Annotated in this window: 13 protein-coding genes; 7 read left to right on the top strand and 6 right to left on the bottom strand. The window is 72.2% G+C overall.

The window, feature by feature from the left end; genetic code table 11:
* Positions 1 to 311: 311 nt before the first annotated feature.
* Entirely contained in the window at positions 312 to 1,310 is a 999-nt protein-coding gene (locus tag AAFN69_RS25460; RefSeq protein ID WP_347731088.1) for an ADP-ribosylglycohydrolase family protein, read from the bottom strand.
* Between the two features lie 288 nt (positions 1,311 to 1,598).
* Between AAFN69_RS25460 and AAFN69_RS25455 the strand changes: the two genes are divergently transcribed.
* From AAFN69_RS25455 to AAFN69_RS25445, 3 genes are all read left to right on the top strand, one after another.
* Complete coding sequence (locus AAFN69_RS25455) at positions 1,599 to 2,327, top strand: VIT1/CCC1 transporter family protein (protein WP_347731065.1); 729 nt, start codon at positions 1,599 to 1,601, stop codon at positions 2,325 to 2,327.
* Positions 2,328 to 2,875: 548 nt separating this feature from the next.
* The gene (gltB, locus tag AAFN69_RS25450) at positions 2,876 to 7,447 is read left to right on the top strand and encodes a glutamate synthase large subunit (protein ID WP_347731064.1); all 4,572 of its coding nucleotides are present in this window, start codon (positions 2,876 to 2,878) and stop codon (positions 7,445 to 7,447) included.
* The gene (locus AAFN69_RS25445) at positions 7,440 to 8,900 is read left to right on the top strand and encodes a glutamate synthase subunit beta (RefSeq protein ID WP_347731063.1); all 1,461 of its coding nucleotides are present in this window, start codon (positions 7,440 to 7,442) and stop codon (positions 8,898 to 8,900) included. Before gltB ends, AAFN69_RS25445 begins: the two co-directional genes overlap by 8 nt.
* 239 nt (positions 8,901 to 9,139) lie before the next feature.
* On the opposite strand, the gene AAFN69_RS25440 is transcribed toward AAFN69_RS25445, so the two are convergent.
* Complete coding sequence (locus AAFN69_RS25440) at positions 9,140 to 10,669, bottom strand: MFS transporter (protein WP_347731062.1); 1,530 nt, start codon at positions 10,667 to 10,669, stop codon at positions 9,140 to 9,142.
* A gap of 210 nt (positions 10,670 to 10,879) precedes the next feature.
* Here AAFN69_RS25440 and AAFN69_RS25435 point away from each other — a divergent pair, with 210 nt between their 5' ends.
* Complete coding sequence (locus AAFN69_RS25435; RefSeq protein ID WP_347731061.1) at positions 10,880 to 11,686, top strand: VWA domain-containing protein; 807 nt, start codon at positions 10,880 to 10,882, stop codon at positions 11,684 to 11,686.
* A 42-nt stretch (positions 11,687 to 11,728) separates the two neighbouring features.
* Here the strand turns inward: AAFN69_RS25435 and AAFN69_RS25430 are convergent, their stop codons facing one another.
* On the bottom strand, positions 11,729 to 12,013 hold the full coding sequence (locus tag AAFN69_RS25430) for a hypothetical protein (protein WP_347731060.1): 285 nt from the start codon (positions 12,011 to 12,013) through the stop codon (positions 11,729 to 11,731).
* A 186-nt stretch (positions 12,014 to 12,199) separates the two neighbouring features.
* On the opposite strand from AAFN69_RS25430, the gene AAFN69_RS25425 reads away from it, so the two are divergent.
* Positions 12,200 to 12,682: a pyridoxamine 5'-phosphate oxidase family protein gene (locus AAFN69_RS25425; protein WP_347731059.1), complete on the top strand. Its 483-nt coding sequence runs from the start codon at positions 12,200 to 12,202 to the stop codon at positions 12,680 to 12,682.
* A 245-nt stretch (positions 12,683 to 12,927) separates the two neighbouring features.
* On the opposite strand, the gene AAFN69_RS25420 is transcribed toward AAFN69_RS25425, so the two are convergent.
* The 3 genes from AAFN69_RS25420 to AAFN69_RS25410 all read right to left on the bottom strand — a co-directional run bounded on the left by AAFN69_RS25420 (position 12,928) and on the right by AAFN69_RS25410 (position 15,768).
* The gene (locus tag AAFN69_RS25420; RefSeq protein ID WP_347731057.1) at positions 12,928 to 13,788 is read right to left on the bottom strand and encodes a hypothetical protein; all 861 of its coding nucleotides are present in this window, start codon (positions 13,786 to 13,788) and stop codon (positions 12,928 to 12,930) included.
* A 206-nt stretch (positions 13,789 to 13,994) separates the two neighbouring features.
* Entirely contained in the window at positions 13,995 to 14,750 is a 756-nt protein-coding gene (locus AAFN69_RS25415) for an ankyrin repeat domain-containing protein (RefSeq protein WP_347731056.1), read from the bottom strand.
* Between the two features lie 73 nt (positions 14,751 to 14,823).
* The gene (locus AAFN69_RS25410; protein ID WP_347731055.1) at positions 14,824 to 15,768 is read right to left on the bottom strand and encodes a hypothetical protein; all 945 of its coding nucleotides are present in this window, start codon (positions 15,766 to 15,768) and stop codon (positions 14,824 to 14,826) included.
* 379 nt (positions 15,769 to 16,147) lie between these two features.
* Here AAFN69_RS25410 and AAFN69_RS25405 point away from each other — a divergent pair, with 379 nt between their 5' ends.
* A complete protein-coding gene (locus tag AAFN69_RS25405) occupies positions 16,148 to 16,915 on the top strand; it encodes a serine protease (protein WP_347731054.1) in 768 nt (255 codons plus the stop codon).
* A 291-nt stretch (positions 16,916 to 17,206) separates the two neighbouring features.
* Complete coding sequence (locus AAFN69_RS25400) at positions 17,207 to 20,281, top strand: endo-alpha-N-acetylgalactosaminidase family protein (protein WP_347731053.1); 3,075 nt, start codon at positions 17,207 to 17,209, stop codon at positions 20,279 to 20,281.
* Positions 20,282 to 20,303 lie beyond the last annotated feature (22 nt).

Genomic DNA, 20,303 nt, shown 5'->3' with positions numbered 1-20,303 from the left:
TGTGGGGTTCCGTACGGCGTACGCGCCTGTATGACCGCCGTGCGGGTGATCCGGCAGGGCGGTCGTACCGGTCATGGGCGCGTGAATCGCCGGGACACCGACGCCCGCGCCGGCCGGTTGTTCCGCCGGGACGTCCGTGTCCGTGCCGGGCGGGGCGTCGATGCCGCTGCCGGGCGCGGGGGCCGCCGGGGTGTCCGTACCCGTGCCCTGAGCGGGGCCGGGCACGGGGTCGTGAACGGGGCCGGGCACGGTGGAGGTGCCCGCGCCGGCCGCGACGTCCGCCAGGACATCCGCTCCCCGCCGTGTCTCCGTCACCATGCCGCTCCCGGGTCGTCGTCCGGTGTCAGCAGGTCCGCGATGTCCAGGATGTGGTGGCCGCGCATCGAGGGCAGGCAGCTGCCGCGCACCGGGCCGATCGCCGAGGCCCAGGCGGCGGGGATCGACCGGACGCCGGAGACCGCGCCCGCCAGAGCACCCGCCACCGCGGCCGTGGTGTCCGCGTCCCGGCCCATGTTCACCGCCGTCAGCACCGAATCGCGGAAGTCCCCGCGCGCCGCCGCGAACGCGCCGAACGCCAGCCCCACCGCCTCCGGGGCGAGGTCCGTCCACGGATAGCCGCCGATCACCACCGCCGAGCGCAGCGCCCGTTCCCTGGTGAGCGCGTCCGGATACGCCCGCTGGGCCGCGATCACCCCCCGGCGCAGCGAGCGCGCCGTCCAGGAGTCCATGGGGATCACCGAGAGGGCCGCGCCGATCACCCCCGCCGGGCCCGCGCCCGCCATCGCCGCCGCCACTCCCGCGGCGACCGCCCGGCCCCCGTGGATGCCCTCGCCGTCATGGCTGACCGTGCCGTCGATGGCCACCAGCCGGGCCGCCTCCAGCGGGCGGCCCGCCGCGAAGACGCCGAAGGGCGCCGCCCGCATCGCCAGCCCGTCGCTCCAGGCGTGGCGGTGCTGTGCCGAGATCGGGGCCGCCAGGCCGCGCCGGAGGTTCTCCAGGGTGCCCCGCTCGCTGAAACCGGCGCCCCGGAACGGGCCCTCGTCCAGATCCGCGATCCAGTGGTGCCACGCTTTCTCCACATGGGCCACGGTCAGCGCCGAGCCGTGCCGGGCCAGCAGCAGCCCGGAGAAGATCGCGTACTCCGTGTCATCGGTGCCGGCCGGATCGTCGCGGACGAATCCTTCGATGCGCCCCCAGCGGCGGCGGATCTCGGACGGCCGCAGATTCTCCGCGGGCGCGCCCAGCGCGTCCCCCACCGCCAGCCCGAGCAGCGCCCCGCATGCCCGTTCCCGCCGCCCGGCCGGGCGCACCGGCTCCGTACCGGTGTACGGATCCGGCTGCTCCGCCGGTCCGGCGGCACCGAAGGCGGTCGACTCCATGGGCGGGGCCTCTTTCGCGCGCGAGCCCTTACGCGTGCATCTGTGCCCCACCGGGCTCGTCACGAGTCGGCGAAACCTTCCTGTCACCCGCACGACACACGCGCCGACCTGCGGGTAAGTACGGCCTGCCTTGCTGGCGCGGTCATGACGAGGTGCGTATTTTCGATGGTGTTCGAGGGGGCGGGACGGTCATTTCGGCCCCGGGGGAAGGGGAGAGCTGTGTCCATCGTCGAAACCCGGGCGCCACTGCATGCGGCGCACCGGGACAACCACACCCACCGTGATGTCAACGGAGGCTGGTTGCGGCCCGCGGTATTCGGGGCGATGGACGGACTCGTCTCCAACCTCGCGCTCATGACGGGAGTCGCGGGCGGCGCGGTCTCCCAGCAGACCATGGTGATCACCGGCCTCGCGGGGCTGGCCGCCGGTGCCTTCTCCATGGCGGCCGGGGAGTACACCTCCGTCGCCTCGCAGCGCGAGCTCGTCCAGGCGGAGCTGGAGGTCGAGCGGCGCGAGCTGCGCAAGCACCCCGTCGACGAGATGGAGGAGCTGGCGGCGCTCTACGCCGCCCGGGGGGTGGAGCCGGCGCTCGCCCGTGAGGTGGCGATGCAGCTCTCCAGGGATCCCGAGCAGGCGCTGGAGATCCATGCCCGCGAGGAACTGGGCATCGACCCGGACGATCTGCCCTCCCCGCTGGTCGCGGCCGTCTCCTCCTTCGGGTCCTTCGCGCTGGGCGCGCTGCTGCCGCTGCTGCCGTATCTGTTCGGCGCGGCCGTGCTCTGGCCCGCCGTGCTCCTCGCCCTGGCCGGGCTCTTCGCCTGCGGTGCGCTGGTGTCCCGGGTGACCGCGCGGAGCTGGTGGTACAGCGGGCTCCGGCAGCTGCTGCTGGGCGGTGTGGCGGCGGCGGTGACATACGGCCTGGGCACTGCCCTCGGCGCGGTGCTCTGAGCCGGTACGCCCGACCCCCGCCCCGCCCCGGGCCGGATCGCGGAGCGCCCGGACCGGAAGCGGACGGGAAGCCGGGACCTGAAACAGGGAGCGCCCGGCCCGGAATCAGGGGAAACCCTCAACCCGATCAGAAGAAGCTTCAAATCGATCAGAAGAAGCCTCGAACCCAATCAGGAGAAGCCCGAAACCCGAATCCGGGGAAGGTTTCCGAGCCGATTCTTAGGGCACCCTCTCTCGCCAATCGGCCGGATGTGGTGAGACACTATGCGGGAGACCGCAAAACTAGTCATTGACCTGTCGGTTTCGATTCCCCGCCCACCGGGCATGAGCCGGGGGCGCTGCGGGCAAAGGAGCCCGTACGACGATGGTCCCGCGGATGCCGATCCGCCCGGCGGCGACCCAGCCGCCACCCCCGTGTGGTGTCCGCATGTTGGAATGTGAAATCCACTTTTCGAGAATCCTTCCATCATGTAACCTGCACGAAATTTCGCAGAGGGCCAACGTCGTCCCTCGGCACTGAACATGCCTCGACGACGACGGGAGAGCCGATGCGTTCCGACGCCTGGTCGCCCATGGACGGTCGCCCCGCCCCCCAGGGGCTGTACGACCCCCGTAACGAACACGACGCGTGCGGCGTCGGGTTTGTGGCCACCCTCACCGGTGTAGCCGGCCACGCGCTGGTGGAGCAGGCGCTGACCGTCCTGCGGAATCTCGAACACCGCGGTGCCACCGGATCCGAGCCCGACTCGGGTGACGGCGCCGGAATCCTGCTCCAGGTCCCCGACGACTTCCTCCGCGCGGTCAGCGGCTTCGAGCTCCCCGCCGCCGGGGCGTACGCCGTCGGCATCGCCTTCCTGCCCACCGCCGGCACCGACGAGGCCGCCGCGCACATCGAGCGCATCGCCGCCGACGAGGGACTCACCGTCCTCGGCTGGCGCGAGGTCCCCGTCAGCCCCGACCTGCTCGGCAACGGCGCCCGGGTCACCATGCCCGTCTTCCGGCAGCTCTTCGTCACCGACCACGCCAGCACCGGCATCGCCCTGGACCGTCTCGCCTTCGTGCTGCGCAAGCGCGCCGAACGCGAGGCCGGCGTCTACTTCCCGTCGCTCTCCGCGCGGACCATCGTCTACAAGGGCATGCTGACCACCGGCCAGCTGGAGCCCTTCTTCCCGGACCTCTCCGACCGGCGGCTCGCCAGCGCCATCGCGCTGGTCCACTCCCGCTTCTCCACCAACACCTTCCCGAGCTGGCCGCTGGCCCACCCGTACCGCTTCGTCGCCCACAACGGCGAGATCAACACGGTCAAGGGCAACCGCAACTGGATGCGCGCCCGGGAGTCCCAGCTCGCCTCCGAGCTCTTCGACGGCGCGGGCACCGGCAAGGGCCTGGAGCGGATCTTCCCGGTCTGCACCCCGGACGCCTCCGACTCCGCCTCCTTCGACGAGGTGCTGGAACTGCTCCACCTCGGCGGCCGTTCCCTCCCGCACGCCGTGCTGATGATGGTCCCCGAGGCATGGGAGAACCATGAGTCCATGGACCCGGCCCGGCGCGCGTTCTACCAGTACCACGCCACCCAGATGGAGCCCTGGGACGGCCCGGCCTGTGTGACCTTCACCGACGGTGTCCAGGTCGGCGCCGTGCTCGACCGCAATGGTCTGCGCCCCGGCCGCTACTGGGTCACCGACGACGGCCTGGTCGTGCTCTCCTCCGAGGTCGGCGTCCTCGACATCGACCCCGCGAAGGTGGTCCGCAAGGGCCGCCTCCAGCCCGGCCGGATGTTCCTGGTCGACACCGCCGAGCACCGCATCATCGAGGACGACGAGATCAAGTCGGCCCTCGCCGCCGAACAGCCCTACAAGGAGTGGCTGGACGCCGGGATCATCGAGCTGGAGGACCTGCCCGAGCGGGAGCACATCGTGCACACCCACGCCTCGGTCACCCGCCGCCAGCAGACCTTCGGTTACACGGAGGAGGAGCTGCGTGTCATCCTCGCGCCGATGGCGAGGACGGCGGGCGAGCCCCTCGGCTCCATGGGAACCGACTCCCCGATCGCGGCCCTCTCGGCCCGCCCCCGGCTGCTCTTCGACTACTTCACCCAGCTCTTCGCGCAGGTCACCAACCCGCCGCTGGACGCCATCCGGGAGGAGCTGGTCACCTCCCTGCGCTCCTCCCTCGGCCCGGCCGGCAATGTGCTGGAGCCCACCGCGGCCTCCTGCCGCAGTGTCACCCTCCCCTTCCCGGTGATCGACAACGACGAGCTCGCCAAGCTCATCCACATCAACGCCGACGGCGACATGCCCGGGATGAAGGCGGCCACCCTCTCCGGCCTCTACCGGGTCAGCGGCGGCGGCGACGCCCTCGCCGCCCGGATCGACGCCATCTGCGCCGAGGCCGACACCGCCATCGAGAGCGGCGCCCGGCTGATCGTGCTCTCCGACCGGCACTCCGACGCCGAGCACGCGCCGATCCCCTCCCTGCTCCTCACCTCCGCCGTCCACCACCACCTCATCCGCACCAAGCAGCGCACCCAGGTGGGCCTGCTGGTCGAGGCCGGCGATGTGCGCGAGGTCCACCATGTCGCCCTGCTCATCGGCTACGGCGCCGCCGCGGTCAACCCGTACCTCGCCATGGAGTCCGTCGAGGACCTGGTCCGCGCCGGTACGTTCATCGAGGGCATCGAGCCCGAGCAGGCCATCCGCAATCTGATCCACGCCCTCGGCAAGGGCGTCCTCAAGGTCATGTCCAAGATGGGCATCTCGACCGTCGCCTCCTACCGGGGCGCCCAGGTCTTCGAGGCCATCGGCCTGGAGGACGGCTTCGTCGAGAAGTACTTCAACGGCACCGCGACCAAGATCGGCGGGGCCGGCCTCGCGATCATCGCCGAGGAGGTCGCCGCCCGGCACACCAAGGCGTACCCCGTCTCCGGCATCGCCTCCGCGCACCGCGCGCTGGAGATCGGCGGCGAGTACCAGTGGCGCCGCGAGGGCGAACCGCACCTCTTCGACCCCGACACCGTCTTCCGGCTCCAGCACGCCACCCGCAACCGCCGGTACGACATCTTCAAGCAGTACACGGACCGGGTGAACGAGCAGTCCGAGCGGCTGATGACGCTCCGCGGCCTCTTCGGCTTCAAGAGCGGGCGCGAGGCCATCTCCATCGACGAGGTCGAGCCGGTCTCCGAGATCGTCAAGCGGTTCTCCACCGGCGCCATGTCGTACGGGTCCATCTCCCAGGAGGCCCACGAGACGCTCGCCATCGCCATGAACCGGCTCGGCGGCAAGTCCAACACCGGTGAGGGCGGCGAGGACCCGGAGCGCCTGTACGACCCGGCCCGGCGCTCCAGCATCAAGCAGGTCGCCTCCGGCCGCTTCGGTGTCACCAGCGAGTACCTGGTCAACGCCGACGACATCCAGATCAAGATGGCCCAGGGCGCCAAGCCCGGCGAGGGCGGCCAGCTCCCCGGCCACAAGGTCTACCCGTGGGTCGCCAAGACCCGGCACTCCACCCCCGGTGTCGGCCTGATCTCCCCGCCGCCGCACCACGACATCTACTCGATCGAGGATCTCGCCCAGCTGATCCACGATCTGAAGAACGCCAACCCGCGGGCGAGGATCCACGTCAAGCTGGTCTCCGAGGTCGGTGTCGGCACGGTCGCCGCCGGTGTCTCCAAGGCGCACGCCGATGTCGTCCTCATCTCCGGACACGACGGCGGCACCGGAGCCTCCCCGCTCACCAGCCTCAAGCACGCGGGCGGCCCCTGGGAGCTCGGCCTCGCCGAGACCCAGCAGACCCTTCTCCTCAACGGCCTGCGCGACCGGATCGTCGTCCAGACCGACGGCCAGCTCAAGACCGGCCGCGATGTCGTCATCGCCGCGCTGCTCGGTGCCGAGGAGTACTGCTTCGCCACCGCGCCGCTGGTCGTCTCCGGCTGCGTCATGATGCGCGTCTGTCATCTGGACACCTGCCCGGTCGGCATCGCCACCCAGAACCCGGTCCTGCGGGACCGCTTCTCCGGCAAGGCCGAGTACGTCGTCAACTTCTTCGAGTACATCGCCGAGGAGGTCCGCGAACTCCTCGGCGAGCTCGGCTTCCGCTCCGTCCAGGAGGCCGTCGGCCACGCCGAGCTCCTCGACACCCAGCGGGCCGAGAACCACTGGAAGGCGCAGGGCCTCGAACTCGCCCCGCTCTTCCACGTGCCCGAGCTGCCCGACGGCGCGGTCCGCCACGCCCTCATCGAGCAGGACCACGGCCTGGCGAAGGCGCTCGACAACGAGCTGATCCGGCTGGCCGCCGACGCGCTGCACGCCGAGTCCGCCGAGACCGCCCAGCCGGTCCGCGCGCAGATCGCGGTCCGCAACATCAACCGGACCGTGGGCACCATGCTCGGTCACGAGGTGACCCGCCGCTTCGGCGGCGCGGGCCTGCCCGAGAACACCATCGACCTCACCTTCACCGGGTCGGCGGGACAGTCCTTCGGCGCCTTCCTCCCCGCCGGAGTCACCCTCCGGCTGGAGGGCGACGCCAATGACTACGTCGGCAAGGGCCTCTCCGGCGGACGGGTCGTCGTCCGCCCGGACCGCGGCGCGGACCACCTCGCCGAGTACTCCACCATCGCGGGCAACACCATCGCCTACGGTGCCACCGGCGGCGAGCTCTTTCTCCGCGGCCGGACCGGCGAGCGCTTCTGCGTCCGCAACTCCGGCGCCCTGGTCGTCTCGGAGGGCGTGGGAGACCACGGCTGCGAGTACATGACCGGCGGCCGGGCGGTCGTCCTCGGCGAGACCGGACGCAACTTCGCGGCCGGCATGTCCGGCGGCGTCGCCTATCTGATCGACCTCGACCGGGACAACGTCAACCCCGGCAACCTCGGCGCGATCGAACCCCTGAACGACACCGACCGGGAGTGGCTGCACGATGTCGTGCGCCGCCACCACGAGGAGACGGCGTCCACCGTCGCCGAGAAGCTGCTCGCCGACTGGCCCGCGAGCGCCGAGCGTTTCAGCAAGATCATCCCGACCACGTACAAGGCAGTGCTCGCCGCCAAGGACGCCGCTGAGCTCGCCGGTCTCTCCGAGCAGGAGACCACCGAGAAGATGATGGAGGCGGCGATCAATGGCTGACCCCAAGGGCTTCCTGACCCACGGGCGCGAGGTCGCGCAGACCCGCCCCGTCACCGAGCGGCTGCGGGACTGGAACGAGGTGTACGTCCCCGGCTCCCTGCTGCCGATCATCAGCAAGCAGGCCGGCCGCTGCATGGACTGCGGCATCCCGTTCTGCCACAACGGCTGCCCGCTCGGGAACCTCATCCCCGAGTGGAACGACTACGCCTACCGGGAGGACTGGTCCGCCGCCTCCGAGCGGCTGCACGCCACCAACAACTTCCCCGAGTTCACCGGGCGGCTCTGCCCCGCGCCCTGTGAGGCGGCGTGTGTCCTCGGCATCAACCAGCCGGCCGTCACCATCAAGAATGTCGAAGTCTCCATCATCGACAGGGCATGGGACTCCGGCGATGTCACCCCGCAGCCCCCGGACCGGCTCTCCGGCAAGACCGTCGCCGTCATCGGCTCCGGCCCGGCCGGTCTCGCCGCCGCCCAGCAGCTGACCCGGGCCGGTCACACCGTCGCCGTCTTCGAGCGCGCCGACCGGATCGGCGGACTGCTCCGCTACGGCATCCCCGAGTTCAAGATGGAGAAGGTGCACATCAACCGGCGCATCGAGCAGATGCGCGCGGAGGGCACCAAGTTCCGCACCGAGGTCGAGATCGGCCGCGACATCGACGCCGCCCAGCTGCGCCGCCGTTACGACGCGGTCGTCATCGCGGCCGGTGCCACGGTCTCCCGCGATCTGCCGGTCCCCGGCCGTGACCTCAAGGGCATCCACTACGCGATGGAGTACCTGCCGCTCGCCAACAAGGTGTGCGAGGGCGACTTCGTCAGCCCGCCGATCACCGCCGAGGGCAAGCATGTGGTGGTCATCGGCGGTGGCGACACCGGCGCCGACTGCGTGGGCACCGCCAACCGCCAGAGCGCTCTCTCCGTCACCCAGCTGGAGATCATGCCCCGCCCGGGCGACGAGCGGAGCGCGGGCCAGCCCTGGCCCACCTTCCCGATGCTCTACAAGGTCACCTCCGCCCACGAGGAGGGCGCCGAGCGGGTCTACTCCGTCTCGACGACCCACTTCGAGGGCGACGAGGAGGGCCGCGTCCAGGCGCTGCACCTGATCGAGGTGGAGTTCAAGGACGGGAGGATCGAGCAGAAGCCCGGCACCGAGCGGGTGCTCCCCGCCCAGCTGGTCACCCTCGCGATGGGCTTCACGGGCACGGACCGGTCCAACGGCCTGGTCGAGCAGTTCGGCCTGGAGCTGGACGCCCGCGGGAACATCGCCCGGGACGGCGAGTACGCGACCAATGTCGACGGTGTGTACGTGGCCGGTGACGCCGGGCGCGGCCAGTCGCTGATCGTGTGGGCCATCGCCGAGGGCCGTTCGGCGGCGCGCGGTGTGGACCGCTATCTGACCGGTTCGAGCGAGCTGCCCGCCCCGATCCGCCCGACGGACCGCGCGCTGACCGTCTGACCCGGCACCGGGACCGCGAGCCGGTCGCGTACCGCCGGTACGCGCACGGCCCGCGGTCCCGTACGCTTGTGGGCAGGGCCCTGCATCGCACGGCCCGCCACACAGACGTCCCGTACAACGGCGTACGGAACTGAGAACGGCGCCTGCCCCAGCCCCGACCAGGACCATGGGCAGGCGCCGTTCCGCCTTCTCCGCCGGCGGCCACTCCGCCGGCTCGCGCTCCAGCCGGAGCGCCCCGCTCACCGGGCCGCCACGCGCTCCGGCAGCGGGCCGGCCGCCGGCTCCGGGGCACCGGCCGCCGCCGGTTCCGGGGCACTGACCGCCGCCGGCTCCGCGGACCCGTCCCGGGGGCGCAGCATCCGGTGGACCAGTACCGCCGCCAGCGTCAGCGCCACTGCGATGACCAGCGAGATCAGCTGCCAGGCGTCGGTGAACTCCCCGGCGGTCTCGGCACTGCGGCCGGTGGTCACCCGGTCCGCCAGCTCACGGTTGCCCAGCGAGCCCTCCACCAGGGTCATCAGCGCCGCCCCGAACCCGGCCAGCACCAGCGCCCCCGCGCCGCCGCGTGCCGTGCTGAGCAGCCCCGAGGCGATGCCCACCCGCTCGGGAGTGACGGCGCTCAGTGCCTGTGCCTCGATCTGGCCGAGTCCCAGGCCGTTGCCGATCCCCATCAGGATCAGCGGCCCGGCCAGCCGCAGCGCTCCGGCGTCCGGGGCGAGCGCCAGTGCCAGCCAGAGGTTTCCGGCCGCCGAGATCACCAGGGCCAGCACGATCAGGGTCCGCGGCGGCAGCCCCCGGGCGATCAGCCGGCCGCCCACCGTGGGGAAGACGAAGACCGGCGCGGTCGCCAGCAGCATGATCAGCCCGGCCTCGCCGGCCGTGAGCCCGCCCGTGCCCTGGAGATAGGTCGGGAAGAAGGTCAGCACCCCGGTGGCCCCCAGCGAGATGAACATCGCGCCGGTCAGCCAGCCCGAGAACATCCGGTCGCGGACCAGGGAGAGATCGAGCACGGGGTGATCACTGCGCCGCTCCACGCCGACGAAGACGATCAGCAGCGCGGCTCCGGCGGCCAGCGGCCCCAGCACCATGGCGCTGGTCCAGCCCGCCTGCCCGCCCTGGGTGACCGCGAACATCACCAGCACCAGACCCGCGATGAAGGTGGCCACCCCGGGGCGGTCCACCCGGGGCCGCTCTGCCGCCCTGGACTCCGGGATCAGCCGGGTGCCCAGCAGGATCAGCACCCCCGCGGCGCCGAAGAGCAGAAAGCTCGCGCGCCAGCCGAAGATCCCCACCAGCCACCCCGAGAGGGTGGGACCGATGGCGATGCCGACGCCGACGGTGGTGCCGACGAGGGCGAAGGCCCTGGTCCTGGCCGGTCCGTCGAAGAGGCCGGCGAGGATGGCGACCCCGCCCGCCATCACCGCGGCGCCGCCGACCCCGGCCACCGTCCGGGCGATGTCGAGGACCAGGATGTGCCCGCCGGCGGCGGCGGTGAGCGTGCCGGCCGCGTAGAGCGAGATCCCTGTGGTGTAGATCTTCCGGCGTCCGAAGAGGTCGCCCAGCGAACCGGCGACGAGCAGTACGGCCGAGGCGGCGAGCACATAGCCGGTGACCACCCACTGGAGGGAGGCTCCCGAGGCGTTGAGATCGCGGCCGATGTCGGGGAGGGCGACCGAGGTGCCGGTCATGCCCATGGGGAGGGTGAAGTAGCCGAGGAGCACGATCAGCAGGGTCAGCGTCTGCCGGGAGAGGCGGCGTCGTGGTGTCATGTGCTCCACGATTGACCCTCAAGTTTGGTTGAGGTCAAGTCGTGATAACGGGCGCGTGACGTAATCTCGGCGGAAATGTCGAAAGTGTCGAACCGTCAGGCCGGGTCCGGTGTGCGGAAGTCGGCGCCGGGGGCGGCCTTCGCGCCGGTCCGCGCCGCGCGCCCGCCCGGCGGCCGGACCGGTCGGCACCGCACGGAAGCGAGCCGCGCCATGTCCCACCCTCCCTTCGCCGGTCCGCCGGCGGGCTTCTCCGCCCCGCCCGCCGCCATCTCCTTCACCGGCCAGGGCCCGGCGATCAGCCTCCGCAAGGTGGAGGAGCGCGCGCCCGCGCTGGTGAACCTCTACAAGTCGGCCGGGGTCTCGCTGCGCAAGCACAACATGGAGGGCGGGCGCGCCGCCGTCTATCTGGTGATCGACTACTCGGGTTCGATGCGCGAGTACTACAAGGACGGCAGTGTGCAGGCGCTCGCCGACCGGGTGCTCGGTCTCTCGGCCCATCTCGACGACGACGGGGTGGTGCCGGTGGTCTTCTTCTCCACCGATGTCGACGCGGTCACCGATATCGCCCTGGAGAACCACCGGGGGCGGGTCGCCGCCATCGCCGCGGGCCTCGGGCACATGGGCAAGACCAGTTATCACCTGGCCATGGACGCGGTGATAGATCTCCATCTGGAACACTGCGCGCGGCGCGGCGCGGCCGTCCCCGCCCTCGTCGTCTTCCAGACCGACGGCGGCCCGATCAACAAACTCGCCGCCGAGCGGTATCTCTGCAAGTCCGCCCGGCTGCCGCTGTTCTGGCAGTTCATCGGCTTCGGCGACCGGGGCAGCAGGCAGTTCGACTTCCTGCGCAAGCTGGACGAGCTGGCGGTGCCGGACAAGCGCCCGATCGACAACGCGGGCTTCTTCCACGCCGGCCTCGACCCGCGCCGGGTCCCGGACGCGGATCTGTACGACCGGCTGGTGGGCGAGTTCCCGAGGTGGCTCGCGGCGGCGCGGGCTCAGCGCATCGTCCACTGAGGACGCCGGGGGGTACGGGCACGGGGCCGGGGCGCCGGTGTGTCAGGCGCCCGGGATCCAGAAACGGTGGACCTCCCGCACCTCCGGTGGCTGGGCGAGGGGCCATTCCAGCCGTTCGGCCACCGGCATCATCACGGCGCCGAAGGTGTCCATCGCCTCCTGGGACTCCCAGAGATCGAAGACCTCGATCCCCGTACCGGACGGCACACAGACATGGCTGAGGCAGCCGGCGAAGGTGTCACCGGGAAGCGCCTGCAATTCGGCGTTGAGCGCCTCGTACATCGAGGTCGACACGCCCGGGAGTGTGGCATGCATGAAGATCGCCATGGGATCCTCCTCCAGCGGTGGGCCCCGAGCACCCGCCCCACCGCCCGGCGGCGGCCCCTGCCCACCACTCCAGGACAGCACTTTCGCCGCCGGATATCCCGTCCGGCGGCGGCCCGCCCCGGATTCCTCGCCCGGTGCCGCTCAATCCAGACAGAAGATGTCCGGATTGAATGATTCGATGCGCTCATGACCTCCACAGGAACCACGTGGGACGACTTCCGCACCGCCGATCCCGAATTCGCCGACACCGTGCGGCAGCGCTTCGAGAAGTACCGCCACCATGTGCTCGCCACCCTCCGCAGGGACGGATCGCCGCGGGTGACCGGGCTCGAAGTGATCTTCCGGGACGGCGGGCTCTGGTTCGGCATGATGCCGGGCTCCCTCAAGGCGCTCGACCTGCGGCGGGATCCGCGCTTCGCGCTCCACGCCAATCCGGGGGAGGGCACCACGATGGACGGCGGCGACGTCAAGATCTCCGGCCGGGCGGTGGAGCTGACCGACCCGGCCGAGCTCACCCGGTTCGCGGAGGCGATCGGCCACCCGGAGCCGTTCCATGTCTTCCGGGTCGAGCCGTCCGATGTGGTGCGGACCTCGGTGGAGGGCGATGAGCTGGTCGTACGGTCCTGGCACCCGGGTACGGGGACGGTGGTCCGCCGCCGCCGCGGCTGATGCCCGGGGGCGCGGGCCGGGGTCGTCCGCCGCCGTATGTGATCTGACCCGGGTTGTGGATCCGCCCCGTATCCGGCGGCCCCGTGCCGGGAGCACGGCGCGGCGGACGGCCGGTGTCCCCGGGATGCCCGGCAGCGGCCGGGCCGGGGTGACGATCGCCGGACGGCACCGAGGGGGCTCCGTCCGGCCTCCCCCGTCCGGCAGGGCGACCGGCAGGGAGGCCGGTGGGGGAGACCGGCCGGGGATCAGCCGGCCGTGCCGTCCGGCAGCCCCATCGGATTGGGGAAGCGCAGCACCCGCGCCGCGGCCCGGGCCAGCGGGAGCAGCGCCCCGGCCAGCGGCGCCAGGTCGGTGCCGGCCCAGGGGCGGGCGGCGGCGAGCTCCGTCGCCTCCTCGATCTCCGTATGGGTGCGCAGCCCGTGCGCGGTGGCCCGGCCGTCCGCGTCCAGCAGCCCCCGGCCGGCCAGCCGCCGCCCGGCCGCCGCCCACTCCTCGTCCGACCAGCCCCGGTACGGCTGGAGTTCACCGCGCGGCAGATCGATACCGGCCCGCAGCACCAGGATCTCGCAGCCGTCGAGATCCGCGGCGACCTGAGCCGCCACATAGCCGTCGCCCCGGTGCTCCCGCAGTACCGTCGCCGCATGCCAGAGCCGCTCCAGCGGGTCCTCGGGCCAGAGCAGTGCCGCGTTGGCCGCCGCGAGGGAACGGCCCGCGCAGTCCGGGGCGCTCGCCGCCGGGGCCAGCAGCTCACCCGCCAGCGCCGCCTCGGCCTCAAGGCCGGTCAGCAGCCTGGCGAGCGCGGCCCGGGCGCCCCGGCGGCGCACATCCAGCGCCTCGGCCGGGGTGACCACCTCCCAGACGGCGGGTACGGCCTCCGCGACCATGGAGGGCGCGTACGAGCAGAACGCCCCCGTCACGGCCCCCGCGCCCACCGCGCCCAGCGGCGCGGCCCGGCCGGCGAAGTAGCCGTTCCAGAAGCCGTCCAGGCCGGCTTCCTCGAAGGCGCCGGTGGCCTCGGGGGCGAAATAGGTGACGGAGTGGAGCGGCTCGAAGAGGGTCCACAATGTACGAGGAGTGACGGTCGATGTGCCTACGGTAGTCGTCATGCCGCTCATTCTGCCGGGATCGGCACGTCCGGAACGACCGCTCCGGACGGCCCCGCGGGCCCGGCGCGGAGGTCCACTGCGGCGACGAGGCAGAAAGCGAGCGGCCGGGAAGAGTGTTCGGACTCCCCGTTGGGGTGACCCCGGGGACCGCCGTGCTGCCGTGCCGGGCCATGACGCGCGGTGCCGTGCCGGGCCGCCGCCGGCCGCTACTCCGCCGGGGCGCGGGTCGCCGCCGCCCCCTCCAGCACCGCCGCGATCTCCCCGTGCCCCGTCCCCCGCTCGGCGCCCGCGAACGGCGCACCGCCCCGCAGCAGTTCGACGGTGACGACGGCCTCCCCCTCCCGCTCGAAGCGGCGGACCGCCGGCTCCCGGGCGGCCTCCTCGCCGTACGCCCGGGTCAGCTCCGCCCGCAGCGCCTCCGCGATGTCGCGCCCCGCCCACCTCCGCGCCTCCGCCAGCGCCGCCGTCACCGAGGCCCGGTCCGCTCCCGGCAGCAGCTCCCGGACCGCGGCCGGCGAACCCCGGCGCGCCGCGAGCACCAGCGGGGCCGTGCCCCGGCCGTCGGGGAGGGCGGGATCGGCGCCGCCCGCCAGCAGGGCGCGGACCGCCGCCGTCCGGCCGCCGCTCACCGCCAGGGAGAGGGCGGTGTCGCCGAACTCCTCCCGGGCGTCCGGATCCGCGCCCGCCGCCAGCAGGGCGCGCACCACCTGCTCGTGACCCCACACCGCGGCCCCGCAGAGCGGCAGCTCATCGCCGTGCCCCGGATCGGCGCCCGCCGCCAGCAGCAGCTCCACGATGGCGGGTTCGCCGTGCGCCGAGGCCAGATGGAGTACGGTCCGCCCGTCCTCGTCGGTCCCGTCCGCCGGAGCCCCCGCCCCCAACAGCCGTGCCACCGACTCCGCGTCGCCGCCGAGCACCGCGCCGAAGAGCGCGGACGAGCCGTCCACCGGTTCCGTTCCCATACCCCGGAGGGTAGGCATTCCGGTCACCCGGCGCACCCGATATCGGCACTCACCCGGGGGAGGGGCCCGTTTGTCAGGTGTCGCACTCGATGATCGTCCGGCAGAGCCCGCACCGCGCCCGCACCCGCCCCTGTACCGGCAGCCGGACCCGCTGATGGCAGGTGGGGCACGGAAATGAGACAGCCGGGCCGTTCCGTCCGCTCTCGAAGCGGTGACCGGGCTCGGCCGAGTGCCGCTCCAGCGGCCCCGGACCGGCCGTCCGCCCCTGCCCGGCGCCGGCGGAAGCGGGCGTCCCGCTCCCGTACGCCTGCCGCCGTTCCTTGGCGTACCGGTGCCGCGCCGCCCACCCGGCCGTGGTCAGCGGCGGCTGCCGGGCGTCGCGCAGGGCCTGCGCCCGGCCCTTGGTGTACGCGGTGTACCCCTGCGGGCTGGTGAACCAGGGCGAGGGGTCCTCGTCGAAGGCCAGCGCCCGCTTGGCCAGGACGTACCCGAACTCCTCGGGAGTGAGATAGCCCAGCTTCTGGCTGGACACCCGGTCCTCCCGGAAGGCGTCGAGCAGCAGCCATCCCGCGCCCAGATAGGTGGTCGCGGTGTCGGTCAGGATCTCGTTGTCCCGGGTGCCGGGGAAGTGAAGATCCAGCCGGTGCAGCAGCACATGGGTGATCTCGTGGGCGAGTGCCGCGCCGATGTCCCTCCGGTGCCTGCGGAAGCGGTCGTTGAGCTCGATGAAATACTCCGGCCCGGCGGTCAGCTCGACGGTCGCCGCGTGTTCCATCTCCCGGAATCCCACGATCATCCGGGCGTCGGGCAGCCGCAGATGGTGCACGAGCGCGCGGGCCACCCGCTGGGCGCCCAAGTGGAGATCGTCCTCGGCGCCGAAGGAGACATCGGAGGGCAGCACGCTGGGCGCATATGCCCGGACCCCTTCGGGCGAGAGCCGCCGGTACAGCGCGGTGATCGCCGCCCGCACGGTCTCCAGATGCGGGAATCCGTGGACGACCGCATCGCTCCTCGCCACCACGCTCCGTACCCCCCTGCGCTCGCGGGCCCGCCTCAACTCTACGGGGACGGGGCGCCGCGCCCCGCTCTCCCGGCCCCGCCCCGCCGAGCGGAATGTGCGGAAGGTGTGGCGGGCCGCGCACACCGTGTCCGTACCGCCTCCGCAGGCCATCCGCACCCCGTTAACCGGGAGTTCGCACATGCCACACACGTCCGCGCGATACGTGAACACGCGGGAACTCTGGCCGAAATCAATGCCTTGTGGCGCGCTCCGCACCTCCGCATAATCCGGATCATCGCTTTGTCGGGCTCATGTCAGCCGGGGCTTTCGAAGGAGCTTCCGCTGTCCATGTCCCGATTTGCGAAAACCTTCTCAACCCCCCACGAGAGGCAGGCCGTTGAACCTTCTCCGTACGCTGAAGAGAACCGTCGCCGCCGGAGCCGTGCTGCTCGCCGCCGTCAGTCTCCAGCCCACCTCGGCCTTCGCCGCCCCGCCGCCGGTCGTCGGCGGTGTCCGCGCGGCCCAGGGTGAATTCCCCTTCATGGTCCGGCTCTCCATGGGCTGTGGCGGCTCCCTGCTCACCCAGCAGATCGTCCTCACCGCCGCCCACTGTGTGAGCGGCTCCGGCAACAACACCAGCATCACCGCCACCGCCGGAGTCGTGGACCTCCAGAGCCCCAGCGCGATACGGGTCCGCTCCACCAAGGTTCTCCAGGCCCCCGGCTACAACGGCACGGGCAAGGACTGGGCGCTGATCAAGCTCGCCCAGCCCATCAACCTCCCCACGCTGAAGATCGCCAACACGACGGCGTTCGACAGCGGCACCTTCACCGTCGCGGGCTGGGGCGCCGCGCGTGAGGGCGGTGCGCAGCAGCGCTACCTGCTCAAGGCGACCGTCCCGTTCGTCTCCGACGCCTCGTGCCGGTCCTCCTACCCGAGCCTGGTCGCCGCCGAGGAGATCTGCGCCGGCCTGCCGCAGGGCGGTGTCGACACCTGCCAGGGCGACTCCGGCGGCCCCATGTTCCGCCGTGACAACGCCGGTGCCTGGATCCAGGTCGGCATCGTGAGCTGGGGCGAGGGCTGCGCCCGCCCGAACCTGCCCGGTGTCTACACCCAGGTCTCGCACTTCGCCGCGCAGATCACCTCCGCCGCGGCCGGGCTGTAGCCACCCCGCCCGGGGCGTCCCGCGCGGTACGGGTGTGACCCCGCATCCCCGCCCGTACGGCGCGTGACACCACCCCGCGGCACGCGAAACACCCATGAGCGGCGCCCGGCCCACACCGGCCGGGCGCCGTCGCGCGCGCGGGCAACCGGGCGCCTTCTCGCGCGCCGGACCAGGGGCGCGGCACCCGCCCGCCGCGCGCCCCGGACGGTTAGTCCAACACCTCTCCCCGCTTTGTCCATGGGCGAGCACCGCCTCCCCCGCTCAGATTGACGACTACACCCACCGTCATCAATGAGGAGGACGAGCGTGCAAGCAGCAGAGCCCGGACCCAGCCGCAGAACCGTCGTGGCCGTGACCGCCCTGGCCGGCGCGACCGCCGCCATCGGCACCTCGGCGCCCGCGCTCGCCGCCGAGCGGGGCGAGACCGTACTGCGCTCGTCCGACCTCGAAGTCCGCGTCGACAGCGGCTTCCCGCGCATCGTCTCGTACACCGACCGCGACACCGGCGCGAAGCTCCACGGGCAGGAGGAGCCGGTCACCTCCGTACTGATCGACTCCGTCGCCCGCACCCCGGAGAAGGTCACCGCCAGGAGCCGCCGCGACCGGATCGCCTACACCCTCTCCTTCGGCCCCACCCGGATCGACATCGAGATCCGGGTCGACGGCCGGCGGGTGCACTGGCGGGTCACCCGCATCGCCGACACCGGCGCCCTGCGCGTCGGCACCCTCCAGATACCGGGCCTGGCACTGCTCTCGGTCCGCAGCGACCAGCCGAACGCCACCCTGCTCGCGGCCCGGATCCACATCGACAAGGCGGCCGACGGCGACACCCTCGTCAGGGTCACCGCCGACACCCCGGCCCAGGCCAATCCGGTCGGCTGCGCCTACGCCGTCGTCGCCCACGACGGCCTCGGCGGAGCCGTCGAGACCAACACCGTCTGGGACAAGCCCACCAGCGCCGCCGGAACCACCTGGGACAACGGCCGCCTCTTCCGCCAGACCGTCGCCGGGGACGGCTACGTCAAGGCCCAGCTCGTCCCCGGCCAGTGGACCCACCGCGCCGAGACCGCCGCGACCGGCCAGACCGAGCCGCTCCCGTACGCCACCGTCGTCATCACCGGCGACCGCAACGGCGACGGCGTCGTCGACTGGCAGGACGCCGCCATCGCCTTCCGCGACATCATGGTGACCCCGCTCGGCGCCGACGAACAGCATCTGCGGGTGGTCCCGCACATCCCCTTCAACTTCGCCTCGCAGGCCACCAACCCCTTCCTCGCCACCCTCGACCAGGTCAAGCGGATCTCGCTGGCCACGGACGGGCTCCGCCAGTACACCCTGCTCAAGGGGTACCAGTCGGAGGGCCACGACTCCGCCCACCCCGACTACGCGGGCAACACCAACAAGCGGGCCGGCGGCCTCACCGACCTCAACTTCCTCCTCCGCGAGGGCCGCAAGTGGAACAGCGACTTCGGCGTTCATGTCAATGCCACCGAGTCGTATCCGGTCGCCAACTCCTTCTCCGAGACCCTGGTCGACAAGAACAACAAGCAGTGGGACTGGCTCGACCAGTCGTACCGCATCGACCAGCGGCGCGACCTCGTCAGCGGCGACATCATCAAGCGCTTCGCCGATCTGCGGGCCGAGACCCACCCCGGCCTCAACATGCTCTACATCGATGTCTTCCGCGAGTCCGGCTGGACCTCGGACCGGCTCCAGCGCGCACTGCGCGAGCAGGGCTGGCAGATCACCACCGAATGGGGCCACGGCCTGGAGCGCTCCGCCCTCTGGGCCCACTGGGCCACCGAGATCGACTACGGCGGCGACACCGCGCGCGGCATCAACTCCCAGCTGATCCGCTTCATCCGCAACCACCAGAAGGACGTCTTCGCCGACAAGTGGCCCACCCTGCTCGGCATCCCGCGCACGGGGAATTTCGAGGGCTGGGTCGGCAAGACCGACTGGAACGTCTTCTACCGGCTGATCTGGACCGAATCGCTCCCCGCCAAGTACCTCCAGGCCCACCCGATCAAGACCTGGTCCGACCACGAGATCACCTTCTTCGGCCCCACCTCGGTCAGCGACGCCGACGGCACCCGCACGATCACCACCGACGGCCGCACGGTGTACGAGGGCGGGAAGTATCTCCTCCCCTGGGAGCCGCGCCGGGCGGCCAACCCGCCGAAGCTCTACCACTACAACCCGGCGGGCGGCGCCACCACCTGGGAGCTGCCGCGCGGCTGGCGCGGCGAGTCGAAGGTGGAGCTCTACCGCCTCACCGACCAGGGCCGGGTCCATGTGCGCGGTCTCGCCGTCCGCTCCGGCGGCCGGATCACGATCGACGCCGAGGCCGATCAGCCCTACGTCGTCCTCCGCAACCGGGTCCGCACCGCACCCGACCCCGAGTGGGGCGAGGGCACCCCCCTCCACGACCCCGGCTTCAACTCCGGCTCCCTGGAGGGCTGGCGGGTCAGCGGCCCCGCCTCGGTCGAGCTGAGCGCGATCGGCGACTACGAGCTCGTCATCGCGGGCGGCGCGGCGGCCTCGGCCGGCCAGCGGCTCGCCCGCCTCAAGCCGGGCACGTACGCCGCCTCCGTACAGGTGGAGATCGGCGAGCGGGCCGGCGAACGCCGCCGTGCCAGCCTGGAGGTCCGCACCTCGGACGGTGTCACCGCCGCCAACTGGACGGACATCTCCACGGCCGGCAACCATGTCGCCGCCGACCGCAAGCACGGCACCCGCTTCCAGCGGATGTTCACCTGGTTCACCGTCCCCGAGGGCGGCGGCCCGGTCACCCTCACCCTGCGCGCGGCGGCGGGCGAGGCCCGGGTCCGCTTCGACAATGTCCGGGTCGTCGCGGGCCGCGAGACCCGCAAGGCGGGCACGGTCGCGTACGAGAACTTCGAGAACGTCCCCCAGGGCTGGGGCGTCTTCGTCAAGGGCGACGCGGGCGGCGCCACCGACCCGCGCACCCATATCGCCCAGCGCCACGCCCCCTTCACCCAGCGCGGCTGGAACGGCAAGGCGATCGACGACGTCATCGACGGCACCGAGTCGCTGAAGTCGCGCGGCGAGAACGAGGGCCTGGTCTACCGCACCGTCCAGCACCTGGTCCGCTTCGAGCCGGGCAAGCGGTACCGGGTGAGCTTCCGGTACGAGAACGAGACCGCCGGCCAGTACGCCTGGATCACCGGCGTGGACGACCGCGAGACCGACCGCGCCCCGGTCCCGGTCGCGACCTCGCCGACGCTCTGGGAGTACGAGTTCACCGCCCCGGCGGAGGGCGAGGCGTGGGTGGGCCTGCGCAAGACCGCCGACGGGTGGGGGCCGGAGTTCGTCCTGGACTCCTTCGAGGTCCGCGAGGTCTGACCGCTCCGGCCCGGCTCGTGCG

The organism is Streptomyces sp. CAU 1734 (assembly GCF_039888735.1).
Lineage (GTDB): Bacteria > Actinomycetota > Actinomycetes > Streptomycetales > Streptomycetaceae > Streptomyces.
The sequence above is the reverse complement of the archived record's forward strand: the minus strand, read 5'-3'. Positions and strand labels throughout refer to the sequence as shown.

Coding starts and splice junctions, on each gene's coding strand:
- gltB (WP_347731064.1), top strand. CDS start 2,876: ATGCGTTCCGACGCCTGGTCGCCCATGGACGGTCGCCCCGCCCCCCAG.
- AAFN69_RS25445 (WP_347731063.1), top strand. CDS start 7,440: ATGGCTGACCCCAAGGGCTTCCTGACCCACGGGCGCGAGGTCGCGCAG.
- AAFN69_RS25440 (WP_347731062.1), bottom strand. CDS start 10,669: ATGACACCACGACGCCGCCTCTCCCGGCAGACGCTGACCCTGCTGATC.
- AAFN69_RS25435 (WP_347731061.1), top strand. CDS start 10,880: ATGTCCCACCCTCCCTTCGCCGGTCCGCCGGCGGGCTTCTCCGCCCCG.
- AAFN69_RS25430 (WP_347731060.1), bottom strand. CDS start 12,013: ATGGCGATCTTCATGCATGCCACACTCCCGGGCGTGTCGACCTCGATG.
- AAFN69_RS25425 (WP_347731059.1), top strand. CDS start 12,200: ATGACCTCCACAGGAACCACGTGGGACGACTTCCGCACCGCCGATCCC.
- AAFN69_RS25420 (WP_347731057.1), bottom strand. CDS start 13,788: ATGACGACTACCGTAGGCACATCGACCGTCACTCCTCGTACATTGTGG.
- AAFN69_RS25415 (WP_347731056.1), bottom strand. CDS start 14,750: ATGGGAACGGAACCGGTGGACGGCTCGTCCGCGCTCTTCGGCGCGGTG.
- AAFN69_RS25400 (WP_347731053.1), top strand. CDS start 17,207: ATGAGGAGGACGAGCGTGCAAGCAGCAGAGCCCGGACCCAGCCGCAGA.